Source organism: Oxalobacteraceae bacterium OTU3CINTB1, from assembly GCA_024123955.1.
Lineage (GTDB): Bacteria > Pseudomonadota > Gammaproteobacteria > Burkholderiales > Burkholderiaceae_D > Rugamonas.
Genome location: CP099652.1, coordinates 5774999 through 5789780, shown reverse-complemented (window position 1 = coordinate 5789780; position 14782 = coordinate 5774999). Strand labels below are relative to the sequence as shown.

Here is a 14782-nt window from a genome sequence, read left to right as displayed (position 1 = left end):
CCGTTGGGATTTGTTTTGGACAATAAAAAACCGCCATGTAGGCGGTTGATTATTAAGGAAGATTTTGGGGTGGCTGATGGGGCTCGAACCCACGACAACAGGAATCACAATCCTGGACTCTACCAACTGAGCTACAGCCACCACTGTCTTACTTCAACTATCCAGCGATTCGCTGAACAGGTGCCGAATTATACAAGCCTGATTTGAATCCTGCAAATCTAAATGCGAAGTTTCCCGCGAAAGATGAAGTTTTGCTCAGACATCAACTTTCTCGACAGGCGGACGCAGGCCCAGCAGCTTGTCGAAGGCCGGCGCCAGGGCGCTGACGTCGGCCGTTGTGTAGCCGCGCAGCGTGGGTTCCCCTGCGGCGGGCACGCGCAGCAGACCGGCCGCCTCCAGCAGGCGCACCAGCTGACGCGCCACCGCGTCGCCGGTATCGATCAAGGTCACATCGGTGCGGGCGTGATCGCGCAGCACGCGTTCGATGCCGGTCTTGATGAACGGATAGTGTGTGCAGCCGAGCACCAGCGTATCAGCTCCCTGGTCCAGCAGCGGGGCGACATAGCGCTCCAGCATCGCGCCGATGGCCGGCGTCTCCAGATCGCCCTGTTCGATCAGGTCGACCAGCCCGACGGCCGGTTGCAGCAGAAACTCCGTATTGCTGGCGGCGGAAATCTGCTCGCGCAGTTGCAGGAACTTTTCACCCTTTAGCGTGCGCGCCGTCGCCAGCACGCCGACCTTGCCGTTGCGCGTGGCGCTGACGGCCGGCTTGAGGCCCGGTTCCACGCCCACCACCGGCAACTCCGGATAGCGCGCGCGTACTGCCTTGATGGCGGCCACGGTGGCGGTGTTGCAGGCCACCACCAGCGCCTTGGCGCAGTGCTCCAGCAGGAAATCCGTCACGGCCAGCGCGCGGTCGACGACAAACTGTTCGGTCTTGTCGCCATACGGCGCGTGGCCGGAATCGGCGAAGTACATCAGGTGTTCGTGCGGCAGCTGCGCGCGTATATGGCGCAGCACCGACAGCCCGCCCACGCCGGAATCGAAAACGCCGATGGGCGCTTCAGCCGAAGAGTCGGCCAAAGCGTTGGCCAGACTTCCGGCCGGATGCGGGCGGGTGCTGGTCATCAGGCAGTGACGACCGGGATGTTCAACTGCTCGATCTTGGCTTTCCACTCCGCCGGGCCGGTGTTGTGCACCGAGGTGCCGGCCGCGTCGACGGCCACCGTCACCGGCATGTCGACCACGTCGAACTCGTAGATCGCTTCCATGCCCATGTCGGCAAAGCCCAGCACCTTGGCGCCCTTGATCGCCTTGGAGACCAGGTAGGCCGAACCGCCAACCGCCATCAGGTAGGCCGACTGGTGCTTCTTGATCGATTCGATGGCGACCGGGCCGCGCTCGGCCTTGCCGATCATGGCGATCAGGCCGGTTTGCTCGAGCATCATGTCGGTGAACTTGTCCATGCGGGTGGCGGTGGTCGGGCCGGCTGGGCCGACGACTTCGTCACGCACCGGATCGACCGGGCCGACGTAGTAGATCACGCGGTTCTTGAAGTCGACCGGCAATGGCTCGCCCTTGGCCAGCATGTCCTGGATGCGCTTGTGGGCGGCGTCGCGGCCGGTCAGCATTTTGCCGTTCAGCAGCAGGGTCTGGCCCGGCTTCCACGAGGCGACTTCTTCCTTGGTCAGGGTGTTGAGGTCGACGCGCTTCGATTTTTCGGTGTCCGGCGCCCACGAGACGTCCGGCCAGGTCGACAGCGGAGGCGGCGTCATGTAGGCAGGACCGGAGCCGTCCAGCACGAAGTGGCCGTGACGGGTGGCCGCGCAGTTCGGGATCATCGCCACGGGCTTGGAGGCCGCGTGGGTCGGGTGCATCATGATTTTCACGTCGAGCACGGTCGTCAGGCCGCCCAGGCCCTGCGCGCCGATGCCCAGCGAGTTGATCTTGTCGCACAGTTCGATGCGCAGCTCTTCCAGCTTGTTCTGCGGGCCGCGCTGCTTCAGTTCGAACATGTCGATGTCTTCCATCAGCACTTCCTTGGCCATCAGCATGGCCTTCTCGGCGGTGCCGCCGATGCCGATGCCAAGCATGCCCGGCGGGCACCAGCCGGCGCCCATGGTCGGCACGGTCTTCATGACCCAGTCGATCAGCGAATCGGACGGATTCATCATGATCATCTTGGATTTGTTCTCCGAGCCGCCGCCCTTGGCCGCGACCTTGACGTCGACTGTATTCCCTTCGACCAGTTCCATATGGACCACGGCTGGCGTATTGTCCTTGGTGTTCTTGCGGTCGAAATGCGGGTCGGCGACGATCGAGGCGCGCAGTTTGTTGTCGTCGAAGTTGTACGCGCGGCGCACGCCCTCGTTGACGGCGTCGGTCACGGTGCCGCTGAAGCCCTCGAAGCGCACGCCCATGCCGATTTTCAGGAAGACGTTGACGATGCCGGTGTCCTGGCAGATCGGACGCTTGCCTTCCGCGCACATGCGCGAGTTCGTCAGGATCTGCGCGATCGCGTCCTTGGCCGCCGGGCTCTGCTCGTGCTCGTAGGCGCGCGCCAGGTGCTCGATGTAATCGGCGGGATGGTAATAGCTGATGTACTGGAGCGCGGCGGCAACGGATTCGATCAGGTCTTCTTGCTTTATGATGGTCATGATGTTCTCGCGAGGGAAGGGTGATACTTGGTGGACTAGTGAGATTTGGAATCTTGGTGCGTCATTGTGGTGAGGCGGTCGGTGTAGGCGATCGCCAGCGCCGACACCAGGAAAGCGATATGGATCACGGTTTGCGCGATCAGCACCTTGGCGTCGTAGGAAGCAGCGTTGATGAAGGTCTTCAACAGGTGGATCGACGAGATGCCGATGATGGCCATGGCCAGCTTGGTTTTCAGCACCGAGGCGTTGACGTGCGACAGCCATTCTGGCTGGTCGGGATGGCTCTCCAGGTTCATGCGGGAGACGAAGGTCTCGTAGCCGCCGATGATGACCATGACCAGCAGATTGGAAATCATGACCACGTCGATCAGGCCCAGCACCACCAGCATGATGGTGGTTTCATTGAGTTTGGTCGGCATGGAGCCGCTGTTGGGCACGGCCACGGCCTGGAAGATGTGCTGCAGCGCCGCCTCGTTGCCCATGGCCGCGCCGATCAGATCCTTCAGCTCGACCCAGAAGTGAAATACGTACACGCACTGCGCCAGGATCAGGCCCAGATACAGCGGCAACTGCAGCCAGCGCGACATGAAGATAAACGCTGGCAGGGGACGCAGCTTGGGTTTAGGATCGGTCATTAAAGCGGAGCTCCTGAAAATGAGGCAGACTAGATAAAGGTTGCCGACATTTTACACGTGCTGCTCAGCAATCGCACCGCCGTGTTGCGGCGCAACGCCGAAGCGTAGTGCCGTGGAAATATTGGTAAAATTGAACAGCGCAGCATCGGTTACACAGCGACCGGGGCGGCTAGCAGTCTGTAAGGGCTCAGTAAGCGACAAAGTTTATGTTGGTGCAAAACACTACAACAATGGAGACACGTATGAGCAGCACAACCACGCAGCAAGGCCCACAGGAATCCCGCATCTTTAATCCACCGGCGGCGTTCACGGCCCAAGCCACCATCGCCGGCATGGAAGCCTACAACGCCCTGTGCGCCGAAGCGGAAGCCGATTACGAAGGCTTCTGGTCGCGCCTGGCGAAAGAACACCTGGTCTGGCAAAAGCCGTTCACCAAAACCCTCAACGAAGACAACGCCCCGTTCTACAAATGGTTCGAGGACGGTCACCTGAATGTCTCGTACAACTGCCTCGACCGCAATCTTGAGAATGGCAACGCCGACAAGACCGCCATCATCTTCGAGGCGGACGACGGCATGTCGACCAACGTCAGCTACCGCGAGTTGCATGAAAAAGTCTGCAAATTCGCCAACGGCCTCAAATCGCGCGGCATCAAGAAGGGTGACCGCGTCATTATCTACATGTCGATGTCGGTCGAAGGCGTGGCCGCGATGCAAGCGTGTGCCCGCATCGGCGCCACGCACTCGGTCGTGTTCGGCGGCTTCTCGGCCAAATCGCTGCAGGAGCGCATCATCGACGCCGGCGCGGTGGCCGTCATCACCGCCGACGAGCAACTGCGCGGCGGCAAGCACTTGCCGTTGAAAGCCATCGTCGACGAAGCGCTGGCGCTGGGCGGCTGCGACACCATCAAGGACGTCATCGTCTACCGCCGCACGGGCGGCACCATCGACTTCACGCAAGGGCGCGACACCTGGCTGCACGAACTGGTCGCCAACCAGCCGGCCGAATGCGAACCGGAATGGGTCGACGCCGAGCATCCGCTGTTCATCCTCTACACGTCCGGCTCCACCGGCACCCCGAAAGGCGTGCAGCACTCGAGCGGCGGCTACCTGCTGTGGGCAGCGCTGACGATGAAATGGAGCTTCGACATCAAGCCGAGCGACGTCTACTGGTGCACCGCCGACATCGGCTGGGTGACCGGCCACAGCTACATCGCCTACGGCCCGACGGCGGTCGGCGCCACGCAAGTGGTGTTCGAAGGCATCCCGACGTTCCCGAACGCCGGGCGCTTCTGGGATACCATCGCCAAGCACAAGGTCAGCATCTTCTACACGGCGCCGACGGCGATCCGCTCGCTGATCAAAGCGTCGGACGTCGATCCGAAAGTGCATCCGAAAAACTACGACCTGACGTCGCTGCGCCTGCTGGGCACCGTGGGCGAGCCGATCAATCCGGAAGCGTGGATGTGGTACTACACGCAAGTGGGCGGCGAAAAATGCCCGATCGTCGACACCTTCTGGCAAACGGAAACGGGCGGCCACATGATCACGCCGCTGCCGGGCGCCACCCCGATGGTGCCGGGCTCGTGCACCTTGCCGCTGCCGGGCATCATGACCGCCATCGTCGATGAAGCCGGTGTCGACGTGCCGAACGGGCAGGGCGGCATCCTGGTGGTCAAGCGTCCGTGGCCGTCGATGATCCGCACCATCTGGAACAATCCAGAGCGCTTCAAGACCAGCTACTTCCCGGAAGAGCTGGGCGGCAAGATGTATCTGGCCGGCGACGGCGCCATCCGCAACAAGGACACCGGCTACTTCACCATCACCGGCCGCATCGACGACGTGCTCAACGTCTCGGGTCACCGCATGGGCACGATGGAAATCGAATCGGCGCTGGTGGCCAACCCGCTGGTGGCGGAAGCGGCGGTGGTCGGCAAGCCGGACGACACCACCGGCGAATCGATCTGCGCCTTTGTCGTGCTCAAGCAAGCGCGTCCGACCGGCGACGAAGCCAAGAAACTGGCGCTGGAGCTGCGCAACTGGGTGGCCAAGGAAATCGGCCCGATCGCCAAGCCGAAGGAAATCCGCTTCGGTGACAACCTGCCGAAGACGCGCTCGGGCAAGATCATGCGGCGCCTGCTGCGTGTGCTGGCCAAGGGCGAGACGATCACGCAGGACGTCTCCACCCTGGAAAATCCGGCCATCCTCGAGCAGCTCAAGGAATCGTCCTGATCGATTGAAACGGCGGTGCGCGTCGGCCAGTCCGGCCGCGCCGCGGGTTCAGCGTGGTGCCAGCATCCGGTCCACGCGTTCGGACAGCGCATCGATATTAAACGGCTTGGTCATCACCTCGATGCCCTCGTCGAGCTGGCCGCCGCCGAACACGGCCGTTTGCGCATAGCCGGTCAAAAACAGCACGCGCATGGCGGGCCGGTTCACGCGGCCGGCCTCCGCCATCTGGCGTCCGTTCATCCCGCCGGGCAAGCCCACATCGCTGATCAGCAAATCGATATGCACGTCGGACTGCAGCACGGCCAGGCCGCTCGCGCTATCGGCCGCCTCGACCACCTTGTAGCCCATGTCCTCCAGGATATCGACGATCAGCAAGCGCACGCTCGGCTCGTCATCGACCACCAGCACGGTCTCGTGCGTGGCATGGTGAACCGGTAGCGACGGCAAGGTCGGCACCGGCGCCGGCTCTGCCACGCCATGATGGCGTGGCAGATAGATGCACACGGTCGTACCGCGTCCCACCTCCGAATAGATGCGCACCAGGCCGCCGGACTGCTTGGCGAAGCCGTACACCATCGACAAGCCCAGTCCGGTGCCTTCGCCGGGCTGCTTGGTGGTGAAGAAGGGCTCGAACACCCGGCTCATCACCTCGGGCGGAATCCCGGTGCCGGAGTCGGTGACGCTCAGCGACAGATACTCGCCCTCGGGCATTTGCTGGGCGGCGGCGGCCCGCTGGTTCAGACGCTGGTTGGCCGTCGCGATACGGATATGGCCACCGTCCGGCATCGCATCGCGCGCGTTGATGCACAGGTTCAGCAGCGAATTTTCCAGCTGGGATGCATCGACCAGGGCGGTCCACAAGTTCGTCGCGCCAATGACCTCGATCGCCACGGCCGGGCCGACGGTACGGCGCAGCAAATCCTCCATGCCCCGCACCAGGCGGTTAACGTCGGTCGGCTTCGGGTCGAGGGTCTGCTGGCGCGAGAAGGCCAGCAAGCGATGGGTCAGCGACGCCGCGCGCTTGGCCGCGTCGCTGGCGACATCGATATAGCGGGCGATATCGCCGAAGCGGCCCTGGCTGGCGCGCAACTCCAGCATTTCCAGGCTACCGGTGATACCGGCCAACAAGTTGTTGAAGTCATGGGCCAGTCCGCCGGTGAGTTGTCCCACCGCCTCCATCTTCTGGGCCTGGCGCAGGGCATCCTCGGCCGAGCGCAATGCCTCGGCGCTCTCGCGCTCCGACGTGAAATCGCGGCCGACGGCATAGATGCTATCGGCGTCGGGCTGGGTGGACCACGAGATCCAGCGGTAGCTGCCATCCTTGTGGCGATAGCGGTTATCGAAGCGGGTATGGTAGCCGCCGTCGGCCAGGAACTGGGCGCCGGCGATGGTGCGGTCGATATCGTCGGGGTGGATCAGTTTCAGCAGGCTCACGCCGACCAGATCGGCCTCGTCCCAGCCCAGTACGTCTTTCCATGCCGGATTGGCGGTCTTGATCTGGCCGTCGAAGCCGCAACGCAGCATGATATCGGCGGACAGCTCCCACAGGCGGTTGCGGTCGCGCGTGGTTTCATCGACGGTGCGTTCCAGCGTCTGCTGGGCGCGGTGGATCGCCTCGTCCTTGCGCACCTGCTCGGTGATCTCGATGCCCTGGTTGAACAGGCCGGCGATGGTGCCGTCCTCGCCGGTGATGGGCGCGGCTGAAAAGTTCCAGGTGGTTTGTTCCATCTTGCCGTTACGCAGGATCATCAGCTCGACATTGGTGCTGGAGAAGCCGATGCCGGTTGCCATGGCCTGGTCGAATTGCGGCGCGACTTCGTCCCAGACGCTGTCCCACACCGCGGCCACGGGTTTGCCGAGTGCGGCGGGATGGCGGTCGGCCAGCGAAGGGATATAGGCGTCGTTGTAGAGCATGCACATGTCAGGCCCCCACAGGATGGCGCCGAGGATGGGCGAGTTCAGGCAGGCGGATACGACCGAGCGCAGCGATTGCGGCCAGGTGTGGGGATCGCCCAGCGCTGACGTCGACCAATCGTGGCTGCGCATGCGGGCGCCCATTTCGCCACCGTTGTCCATGAAAGAAAGCGAAGTCGTCATAGTGTCTTTTGGTGTGGCTTTTTTGCTGTCCGGCGTGGTCTCGTGGACGGTTTTTGGGTGTTGTACTGGTGCTGTTGTGTTTGGGGCTGTGGTGCTTTTGCCGGGGCGCGGTCGGGGGCCAGGCGGAGGGAAATCGGGTCGCCACCACGGGTTTAGCGGGCCGCTTTGCGGCTGCGTGGGGGACGCGGGTTATTGTAGCGTAGGAATTGACCCGGTGGGTTGCATGTGGGCGGGGAAATAAAGTTGGTGGTATGGGGAATGTTTGCTATAATTCGCGGCTTCTCCGAGAGGGGAAGGAATGCAGGAGAGGTGGATGAGCGGTTGAAGTCGCACGCCTGGAAAGCGTGTATAGGGTCAAACCTATCGGGGGTTCGAATCCCCCTCTCTCCGCCAAGAATACAAAAAAGCCCTTGATTTTAAGGGCTTTTTTTCGTCTGGACCTTTCCTACCCCCATCTGTACCCACATCGCTATTTCTTGCTTTTTTGCTCATTCTGCATGCAGGATGCCGCGATCCGGTCCGCCTGCCACTTGGCGATCGCGCCAGAATCCCAGGCCACCGCCTGCGGGCCGATACGGATCGGCGCCGGAAACGTGCCCGCCTTGATCGCCTGGTAGATCGCCGTGCGCTTCAGGCCGACAGCGGCCATGACGGCCGGCAGGCGGATGAAGACTTTCATTTCGCTCATGTTCATTTTTATTCTCCGGTGGAGGTTGGTGGGGTGGTGGTGGCGCAGTGCGGACCATCAAGCAGATCCAGCGCCGCTACGATGGCCGAGGCCGTCATGTTAAATTCGTCGCTGGTGCCTTCGAACATCGCGCGATGGTCAACCACTGCGGTGTGAAGCGCCTCCAGCGCTGCGACTCGGCCGGGCGCCGTGGGTGACGCGCGCAGCCGCGCCGCGAAGTCCTGCTTCAGCGCCTCGTAGCCGGCCGGGTTCAGGCCGGGCCCATTGAACAGCGCGCCGAGCAGCTCGTGCGCCAGCTTGCGCGGCATGGTGAATTGTTCGCTCATTGTATAAATCCATTCCAGTCGTCGGGCGTCGTGGACAGGTCCAGCAACGCGAAAAATTTGTCGGGCCCGCCGATGCGCTCGACCACCTCGGCGGCCAGCTGGTCGATCAGGCCGGTGAAGCGCCGGCGCGCGGCCAGCTGCAGGATGATGTCGGCGTCGACGAAGCCGCCGATCTGCGCGGCGAGCAGGACGTTGAACAGCATGATTTGGGCGCGGTCGGCATCCTCCTTGCCCAGATCCGCCGCGCGGTGCGTCGCCGCCGCCAGCGCCACCACCACCAGGGACGCGTCCGCCACCGGCGCGCCGGGCTGCGCCTGCTTGCTGATCGACGCGCTCATGACACCGCCCAGCGGTAGAGGTAGGCCGCCGAGCCGATCACGCACTTCACGGCCCAGGCCGTCAGCACCGCATACCTGATCCGGTTGAGCCAGATCACAGCGCGCCCCCCGTCCAGCTGCGCCAGGTCGCGCGCGATCCCGTCGGCCACGCATGCGCAGCGCCGCACCAGCGCCTCACGCTCCTCGGCGCGCACCAGCAGCAGCGTGCCCAGCATTGTGCTGACCAATCCGGACAGCGCCTCCAGCCGGCGCAGCTGGTCGACCGAGGTGACGGACAGCGCGCTCACTTCGCACCTCCGCCAACCAGGCGCAGCGTCGGCCGCTTGTGACGCGGGAAGCTGTCGGCCATCGCTGCCATCATCCGCAGCATCCCCTCTTGTGCGCGGTCATCCATCGCGGCGAAGTGCTGAGCGACGCGCAGCTGGTCGGCCGTGAGCGGTGCTGCCGGCGCCGGTTTTGGTGCGGCCGCGCGCGGCTTCTTCGGGCCGCTCATCGCGAACCTCCAACCACCAAGCGCAGCGCCGGCGCCGTCTTGCGGGCTTTTTCCACATCGCTGTCCGCCGTGGCCGTCGAGAATTTGCTCACGCAAGTGCGGCTTTTGCTGCTCATGCGCCGGAAGTCCACGATCAGGCGCTGCTCGATCTGGCTGAGCTGTAAGCGCTCGGCGCCGGACTTGGCGAGCTTAATGTCGGCCGGCGCGCTCATGCCACACCACCTTCCAGCGCCGCCAGTTTCGCTTCGAAGTCGCGCTGCTCGGCCTCGAAGCAGCCGGCCATCTCGTTGACCAGGTTGTGCGCCTCGTTGGCGATATCGCGCACCAGCGCGAGTCGTGCGTTGCAGGCGTTCGCCTCGCTGCTCGAATAGGTGGCCAGTTCGCGCAGGGCCTCGATCATCGGCATGATCCGCTGGTTCGCCCACGACACGGCCACCGAGGTCATCTCGCACGCCTGCTCGGCGAGGTCCGTCGCAGTTTCCGGGACCGGTGCTGCTGGCGCCGCCAGCGCTGCCGCTTTCTTCACAGGGGCGCTCATGCTGCGGCTCCTGGTGCTGGCAACAATGCCTCGCCGATGATGTCGACGGATGCCTGGATCAGGGCCACGTTGCGGAAGACCGACTTCATCAGTGCATCGAGGCGCAGCACAGCGCGGTGGGCGTCGGCGTCGATATGGGCGCTACCAGCGCGGTCGAGTTCCTCGAAGCAAATCTCCGTCAGCGTGTAGGCCGCCAAGGCCTGCGACTCGATATCACCCAGCTGCTCACGCACGGTGTTGAGTTGCAACAATGGCAGAGTGATATTTTTCGCTTGCTCATTTTGGGGACTGGTGTTAACCTGCGTTCTGTGGTTCATTATTGTCTTTCAAAAGGGTGTAGTGATCCATGCCGCATCCAGACGTTCCGAGCGTCTGTTTGCAACTTCCACTCGGTTCCGCCGAGTCGGTCTTGAGTGACCCGGGAGGACGGCCTGCCAGCCTTCCTCCCGCAAGTCATTTATCTAACTACGGAAATTCCCGTAGTTTCTTTTCTCTTCAAATTCATCTATTCCTGTTCGATTTCATTCGGTTTGTTTTGATTCGCTTTCGCCGCGACAGCCAGGCCGAGACGCAGCAGCTGGACCAGTTGGCCGTTCAAGCTGCGATCCTGCGCCTTTGCCAATTCATCCGCCTCAGCGTGAAGTGACTTGGGCATGCGGATCGTGATGCGTACAATTTCCTCGTCCATACCGTTCCTTAAATGTGTCACTGTTTTAGTGACTCCATGTCACTATACGCCACTTCCCTGTAGTGTCAATATAGTGACATGGAAGATTTATACCGCAGCCAGTTCAGGCTCCCTTACCCGCTCTATGAAAAGCTGAAGGCTCAAGCCGACAAAGCGGGCCGGAGCGTCAACGCCGAACTTGTAGCGCGGTTGGAACAGTCCTTCTACGAGGCGCCGATGTCAGGGCTTTCCGTTGAGGATGTCGTGAAGGTCAGCCACCAGGTCATTAAAAGCCTCTACACCGATTTCATCCCGCGCCCAGCTGCCGAGCCGGCGCCCGCCAAACCAGCGCCGCGCCGCGCGTCGAAGCCGAAGGGCTAGCCGACTATCAGCTGCAGCTGGCCGCCGGCCCCTCGCGCCGCTTCGCGTACGACCTCAACGACCGACTCGTACCAGTCGATCTGATCCCCAACGTGCTTGTTTTTCGCCTGGTACGGATGCACCTCGCCGTGCGCTACGCCTGCCTCGGTCAGCACGTAACCGCTCTCGCTCTTCCGCTGCAGACCCAGGTCGACCAGGATCGTATTGACACGGATCGGCGACAGCTTCGGCGCAAAGCGCCTACCTATCTCGGTCGGGTTCAGCTTCACGGCCTTCTCCAAGGCCTCGGCGGGCAGCGCGCTGCCGAACTGCGTCGCCGGCAGGCCGGTGTGCTGCTCGATCATGCGCAGCTTGATGGCGGCCACCACGTCGGCGCGCGCGCCCGGTACCTTCGCGACCATGTTGCCGATGAAGTCGATAGCGCGGGCGTCGGCGAGCGAGGATGACAGCGCGGTGCGTGCGCGGCGCGGCTTCGTGGCCGGCGCCGGCTTCGCGAAGTACGACTTCACCAGCTGCCGCTGCACGTCCCAAGCCAGATCGTCGGTGAAGGATTTGACCAGCATGCTGTAGCCGGTCTCGGTCAGCAGGATCACGTCCTCGTGCGCCTTGTTCGAAATGGGGAAGATTTTGTGCGTACGAATTTCGTCCGCACTAACTTTGCAAAAATCCTCGCCCTCGATCAGGCGCTTCTTGTGCTCGTTGAAATTGCGGCGGGCCGTGTCCTTCGGACGCTGGTGCACCGCGTCCATCATCGACAGCGTCAACACGCGCGCGCCCTTGTATTCGATCGGCGCCAACTGGACGCCTGCGATCTCAACCAGGTCGCCCTGGGCACTCGCCGCCATCAGCAGTTCATGTGGTTCAAATGCGCTCACTTCACTCTCCTGTTTAAGGGGCGTCCAAATGCTGGACGACCATGCGCTTTAATTGTGGGGAAATCCCGCAATTGGAAAACCGGGATAATCCCGTATTTGAATCGGCTAAATTTTCAGCCGATTGCCGCTTCGGGCGCCACCGACGGCGTTTCGTTCGCCTCCAATTCCTCGATGCTGGCGTAGACCTTACAGTGGTCGTCGATCGCGGCGCCGTAGCCATCGGCAAAAATAAAGAAATCGGCCAAGCCGGGGAAATCCTTGGTGAACTTTCCATTTCTGACCACCAGGCCGTACGACGCAATCTGGATCGTCCAGCCGTAGCCGTCGGCGATCGTCAGCGCCGACATCAGATTTGCCGCGCCGTCCTTTGAATCTGCGGTGATTAGCAGGGCCTTGTTGGTGGCATCAAGCTTTGCGTCGTCGCTGCCGTTGACATACCCCCACAAATAGGTGTGGACTTCCTCGGCAGGTTTGTCGTCGAAGATCAGCTCGTGGCCTTGGAACAAGTCAAGGTTCGCGCTGTTCGCGCTGTTGGGGCGCACTTCCATGCCGACCATTTCGGCATAGAATTTCGCTCGTGCGGGGTGATCGTTCGCGTCCGCAATCAACTGCTCGTAAGTCAGCGGGGTGGTTGTGGCGGCGGCTGTGGCGCTGCTGGTGCTGCTCGTGCTGAGAATGCTCATTGCGCTGCTCCTTCTGGTTGAAATTCTTGGATCAGGGCGATCATCGCGGCGTCGCCGCCGACGGCTTCTGTCACGTCCTCGGCGAGCTGGATCGTGCGGGCGGACAGCTCGCGGTTAGACAGCATCGTGCAGAACACATCGGCATGGCCGAAGCCCGCCGCCGCGGCGCGCGCGAGGATTTTTTCGACGTGCTCGCGCCGGCCCGGCACCAACGGCTCGCCGGGCCAGTAGGCGCCGATAGCCATCAAGAGGAGGCCGTCGGGCGCGCTGGTTCTGAAGTGCCCACCCATGCGGGTGAAGTTGTAGCGCGCGCTCATGCGGCGCCCGTGGCGTGATCCTGGCGCGGCAGGCGACCCGTGGCGGAGAATTCCGCGCCTGCCGCAATCGCGTGGCGCCAGATGGCGTGACCCTCGGCCATGCCGCCGTCGAAGGCATCGTCGCCGGCGCTGCCGACAGGGTAGGGGCGGGTGATGGTAGTGCCGTCGACGCGGAACTGCAGCGCGGCGCGGGCGCCGGCTTTGTATTCGTCCGATCGTGGTGCGCGCAGGTCGTGGAAGGCTGAGGCGAGCATGGTGTCGACCTCGATGGTGTCCCAGCAGGCATCGGCACCACCGGCGCACTCGATCGCGTCGAAGGCCAGCTCCAGCGCGGTCGTCGTCAGAGCGCCGCGCTCGACGTACCTGGTCAGCACGTCGGCATCTTTGAAGCCGCCGGCGACGGCAGCCGCTATCAGTTTCTGCTGGGTGGCGACGGTGTGCGCGGCGACGGTAGGATGCCCGGCCTTGCCGAATAGATGGACCACTGCGGTGACGAACTCACGCCGGTCCGCGAAGGCCATGTCGTAGCGGCTCAGGTCGGTGATGCGCTTGATCATGTCGCCGTCGACGCGGTAGGTCGCGAGCACGCCGTTGACGTTGGTGAGCGTGATGATGGTCGCGCCGTTGATCTCGCGGACTTCGCTGGCGTCGCTCGGCTGCTCGCGGCCGCCGGCCTTGACGTAGGCGATGCGGGCGCGCTCCAGGAGCTCGTCGGCGCGGCGGCCGGGTGGGGTGGTGCTGGTGGGTGTGGTGCGCTTCATCGCTTCTCCTCTTAACTGTTCAAAACTACTAAAACAAGTTTATACGGACAATGAAGTAGTTGTCAATCTATTGATTGTTCGTTGAGGCGAAAAAAAACGCGCCGAGGCGCGTTAAGTTTAAGGGAGGGGAGACTAGTCCTGAGTGTCACGACCACCAAGGAATTGGCGAAGAGACTCCTCATCCTCAAACAAATTCTCCTGCTCGATTTTGACAATCGCTTTCGCAGCCTCTTCAGCAGTCTCAACTATGAGAAGGTGATAGCCAACCACCGAGGCGTCGGAAGCGTAGCGCTGCACGGTCTCTCGCATTTTTTTGAGCATAGCAAGACCCTCGTCATCCCACTCATCGACTGATGGTAAGCGGATTATCGCAATGAAGTTTTGTTGGTCGTGAGTAACTGCTCGCAATACTGTTAGAGTCCAAAGAGACTGAAGGATCATCGTTTGCAACGCCGAATGGCGCAGAGGATGCTTAATTTCAATTATGCTGTTTGTTGAAACGTAGTCTGCGACCCAAGCTTTTTCCTCTTCCCCACCGAAGCGAACGTGATGCGCACCAAGTGCGCCCATCATAGGGAGCAGTTTAAACAGAGTATCTTCAAAACGTTTCGCTTCCTCAGAATTGCGGGTGAAATACGCTCGCTCCACGTCGCTCCGCGTATTGTTCGAACCTGCCCATCGATGGCCAATCCCACCCATACTTGGCCGACCCTCAACAGCAGCCTTGCGTGCGTCACTCTCCGCCTTCGCCTGCTGATAGATTTCTAATTCCTCCGACGCGGCAACAATTTGCTCCACATCGATCCCAAAAATCTTAGCGAGCTCCGGAAAGTTTTTGCTTCGCGGTGCCGTGACCTCGCGCTCCCATTGACCGATAGCAGCCTGGGAAACGCCTAATTTTTCCGCGAGCTCCAACTGGCTGATGCCGAGCTTTTGACGATTAAGTCGGATGAGTTGTGCGAGTGTCATTACTTCCTTTCGTCTACTACCAAATGATTGTTTATCGAAGTATACGACAAGTCCGAAGCCAAAACTACTTATTTCTTAAATCTACTTGAGCAAACTACTTCAAGCTTGTATGATCTTATTGAAATA

General features: G+C 61.9%; 20 protein-coding genes and 2 tRNA genes. 3 read left to right on the top strand and 19 right to left on the bottom strand.

From position 1 onward, the window contains the following. Positions 1-65: 65 nt before the first annotated feature. From NHH73_25150 to NHH73_25135, 4 genes are all read right to left on the bottom strand, one after another. Positions 66-141: transfer RNA gene (locus NHH73_25150), tRNA-His, on the bottom strand. A gap of 114 nt (positions 142-255) precedes the next feature. Beyond that, positions 256-1128 carry a glutamate racemase gene (gene murI / locus NHH73_25145; GenBank protein USX25824.1) on the bottom strand — a complete coding sequence of 291 codons (873 nt, stop codon included), beginning with the start codon at positions 1126-1128 and terminating at the stop codon, positions 256-258. Then, positions 1128-2657, bottom strand: a complete 1530-nt coding sequence (locus NHH73_25140) for a fumarate hydratase (protein USX25823.1) — start codon at positions 2655-2657, stop codon at positions 1128-1130. The genes murI and NHH73_25140 overlap by 1 nt, the downstream gene beginning before the upstream one ends. A gap of 35 nt (positions 2658-2692) precedes the next feature. Continuing rightward, entirely contained in the window at positions 2693-3292 is a 600-nt protein-coding gene (locus NHH73_25135) for a TIGR00645 family protein (protein ID USX25822.1), read from the bottom strand. Between the two features lie 242 nt (positions 3293-3534). Between NHH73_25135 and acs the strand changes: the two genes are divergently transcribed. Next, complete coding sequence (gene acs / locus NHH73_25130; GenBank protein USX25821.1) at positions 3535-5523, top strand: acetate--CoA ligase; 1989 nt, start codon at positions 3535-3537, stop codon at positions 5521-5523. 48 nt (positions 5524-5571) lie between these two features. On the opposite strand, the gene NHH73_25125 is transcribed toward acs, so the two are convergent. Continuing rightward, complete coding sequence (locus NHH73_25125) at positions 5572-7620, bottom strand: ATP-binding protein (protein USX25820.1); 2049 nt, start codon at positions 7618-7620, stop codon at positions 5572-5574. 303 nt (positions 7621-7923) lie between these two features. On the opposite strand from NHH73_25125, the gene NHH73_25120 reads away from it, so the two are divergent. Next, positions 7924-8013 (top strand) — tRNA-Ser (locus tag NHH73_25120). Between the two features lie 76 nt (positions 8014-8089). On the opposite strand, the gene NHH73_25115 is transcribed toward NHH73_25120, so the two are convergent. From NHH73_25115 to NHH73_25075, 9 genes are all read right to left on the bottom strand, one after another. Further along, positions 8090-8314, bottom strand: coding sequence for an AlpA family phage regulatory protein (locus NHH73_25115; protein ID USX25819.1), 225 nt, complete (start codon positions 8312-8314; stop codon positions 8090-8092). A gap of 2 nt (positions 8315-8316) precedes the next feature. Next, on the bottom strand, positions 8317-8634 hold the full coding sequence (locus NHH73_25110) for a hypothetical protein (protein USX25818.1): 318 nt from the start codon (positions 8632-8634) through the stop codon (positions 8317-8319). After that, positions 8631-8972, bottom strand: a complete 342-nt coding sequence (locus NHH73_25105; protein ID USX25817.1) for a hypothetical protein — start codon at positions 8970-8972, stop codon at positions 8631-8633. Before NHH73_25105 ends, NHH73_25110 begins: the two co-directional genes overlap by 4 nt. Further along, positions 8969-9259 (bottom strand): hypothetical protein, encoded by a 291-nt coding sequence (locus NHH73_25100; protein USX25816.1) that lies wholly within the window; start codon positions 9257-9259, stop codon positions 8969-8971. The genes NHH73_25105 and NHH73_25100 overlap by 4 nt, the downstream gene beginning before the upstream one ends. Then, positions 9256-9465 (bottom strand): hypothetical protein, encoded by a 210-nt coding sequence (locus tag NHH73_25095; GenBank protein USX25815.1) that lies wholly within the window; start codon positions 9463-9465, stop codon positions 9256-9258. Before NHH73_25095 ends, NHH73_25100 begins: the two co-directional genes overlap by 4 nt. After that, a complete protein-coding gene (locus NHH73_25090; GenBank protein USX25814.1) occupies positions 9462-9677 on the bottom strand; it encodes a hypothetical protein in 216 nt (71 codons plus the stop codon). Before NHH73_25090 ends, NHH73_25095 begins: the two co-directional genes overlap by 4 nt. Beyond that, positions 9674-10003 (bottom strand): hypothetical protein, encoded by a 330-nt coding sequence (locus NHH73_25085; protein ID USX25813.1) that lies wholly within the window; start codon positions 10001-10003, stop codon positions 9674-9676. Before NHH73_25085 ends, NHH73_25090 begins: the two co-directional genes overlap by 4 nt. Beyond that, the gene (locus NHH73_25080; GenBank protein USX25812.1) at positions 10000-10320 is read right to left on the bottom strand and encodes a hypothetical protein; all 321 of its coding nucleotides are present in this window, start codon (positions 10318-10320) and stop codon (positions 10000-10002) included. Before NHH73_25080 ends, NHH73_25085 begins: the two co-directional genes overlap by 4 nt. A 188-nt stretch (positions 10321-10508) precedes the next feature. Continuing rightward, positions 10509-10691, bottom strand: coding sequence for a toxin-antitoxin system HicB family antitoxin (locus NHH73_25075; protein USX25811.1), 183 nt, complete (start codon positions 10689-10691; stop codon positions 10509-10511). 78 nt (positions 10692-10769) lie between these two features. Here NHH73_25075 and NHH73_25070 point away from each other — a divergent pair, with 78 nt between their 5' ends. Continuing rightward, positions 10770-11051, top strand: a complete 282-nt coding sequence (locus NHH73_25070) for an Arc family DNA-binding protein (GenBank protein USX25810.1) — start codon at positions 10770-10772, stop codon at positions 11049-11051. Here NHH73_25070 and NHH73_25065 read toward each other — a convergent pair. From NHH73_25065 to NHH73_25045, 5 genes are all read right to left on the bottom strand, one after another. Further along, positions 11048-11926 (bottom strand): ORF6N domain-containing protein, encoded by an 879-nt coding sequence (locus tag NHH73_25065; GenBank protein ID USX25809.1) that lies wholly within the window; start codon positions 11924-11926, stop codon positions 11048-11050. The genes NHH73_25070 and NHH73_25065 overlap by 4 nt on opposite strands. Positions 11927-12039: 113 nt before the next feature. Continuing rightward, a complete protein-coding gene (locus NHH73_25060; GenBank protein USX25808.1) occupies positions 12040-12609 on the bottom strand; it encodes a hypothetical protein in 570 nt (189 codons plus the stop codon). After that, positions 12606-12926: a hypothetical protein gene (locus NHH73_25055; protein ID USX25807.1), complete on the bottom strand. Its 321-nt coding sequence runs from the start codon at positions 12924-12926 to the stop codon at positions 12606-12608. Before NHH73_25055 ends, NHH73_25060 begins: the two co-directional genes overlap by 4 nt. Next, a complete protein-coding gene (locus NHH73_25050) occupies positions 12923-13687 on the bottom strand; it encodes a hypothetical protein (protein USX25806.1) in 765 nt (254 codons plus the stop codon). The genes NHH73_25055 and NHH73_25050 overlap by 4 nt, the downstream gene beginning before the upstream one ends. A gap of 132 nt (positions 13688-13819) precedes the next feature. Then, entirely contained in the window at positions 13820-14656 is an 837-nt protein-coding gene (locus tag NHH73_25045; protein ID USX25805.1) for a helix-turn-helix domain-containing protein, read from the bottom strand. Positions 14657-14782 lie beyond the last annotated feature (126 nt).

Bases quoted from the DNA above. Each gene is read 5' to 3' on its own strand.
- acs (USX25821.1), top strand. From the start codon at position 3,535: ATGAGCAGCACAACCACGCAGCAAGGCCCACAGGAATCCCGCATCTTT.
- NHH73_25135 (USX25822.1), bottom strand. From the start codon at position 3,292: ATGACCGATCCTAAACCCAAGCTGCGTCCCCTGCCAGCGTTTATCTTC.
- NHH73_25050 (USX25806.1), bottom strand. From the start codon at position 13,687: ATGAAGCGCACCACACCCACCAGCACCACCCCACCCGGCCGCCGCGCC.
- NHH73_25070 (USX25810.1), top strand. From the start codon at position 10,770: ATGGAAGATTTATACCGCAGCCAGTTCAGGCTCCCTTACCCGCTCTAT.
- NHH73_25090 (USX25814.1), bottom strand. From the start codon at position 9,677: ATGAGCGCGCCGGCCGACATTAAGCTCGCCAAGTCCGGCGCCGAGCGC.
- NHH73_25085 (USX25813.1), bottom strand. From the start codon at position 10,003: ATGAGCGCCCCTGTGAAGAAAGCGGCAGCGCTGGCGGCGCCAGCAGCA.
- NHH73_25115 (USX25819.1), bottom strand. From the start codon at position 8,314: ATGAACATGAGCGAAATGAAAGTCTTCATCCGCCTGCCGGCCGTCATG.
- NHH73_25075 (USX25811.1), bottom strand. From the start codon at position 10,691: ATGGACGAGGAAATTGTACGCATCACGATCCGCATGCCCAAGTCACTT.
- NHH73_25110 (USX25818.1), bottom strand. From the start codon at position 8,634: ATGAGCGAACAATTCACCATGCCGCGCAAGCTGGCGCACGAGCTGCTC.
- murI (USX25824.1), bottom strand. From the start codon at position 1,128: ATGACCAGCACCCGCCCGCATCCGGCCGGAAGTCTGGCCAACGCTTTG.
- NHH73_25080 (USX25812.1), bottom strand. From the start codon at position 10,320: ATGAACCACAGAACGCAGGTTAACACCAGTCCCCAAAATGAGCAAGCG.
- NHH73_25105 (USX25817.1), bottom strand. From the start codon at position 8,972: ATGAGCGCGTCGATCAGCAAGCAGGCGCAGCCCGGCGCGCCGGTGGCG.
- NHH73_25095 (USX25815.1), bottom strand. From the start codon at position 9,465: ATGAGCGGCCCGAAGAAGCCGCGCGCGGCCGCACCAAAACCGGCGCCG.
- NHH73_25140 (USX25823.1), bottom strand. From the start codon at position 2,657: ATGACCATCATAAAGCAAGAAGACCTGATCGAATCCGTTGCCGCCGCG.
- NHH73_25045 (USX25805.1), bottom strand. From the start codon at position 14,656: ATGACACTCGCACAACTCATCCGACTTAATCGTCAAAAGCTCGGCATC.
- NHH73_25055 (USX25807.1), bottom strand. From the start codon at position 12,926: ATGAGCGCGCGCTACAACTTCACCCGCATGGGTGGGCACTTCAGAACC.
- NHH73_25060 (USX25808.1), bottom strand. From the start codon at position 12,609: ATGAGCATTCTCAGCACGAGCAGCACCAGCAGCGCCACAGCCGCCGCC.
- NHH73_25125 (USX25820.1), bottom strand. From the start codon at position 7,620: ATGACGACTTCGCTTTCTTTCATGGACAACGGTGGCGAAATGGGCGCC.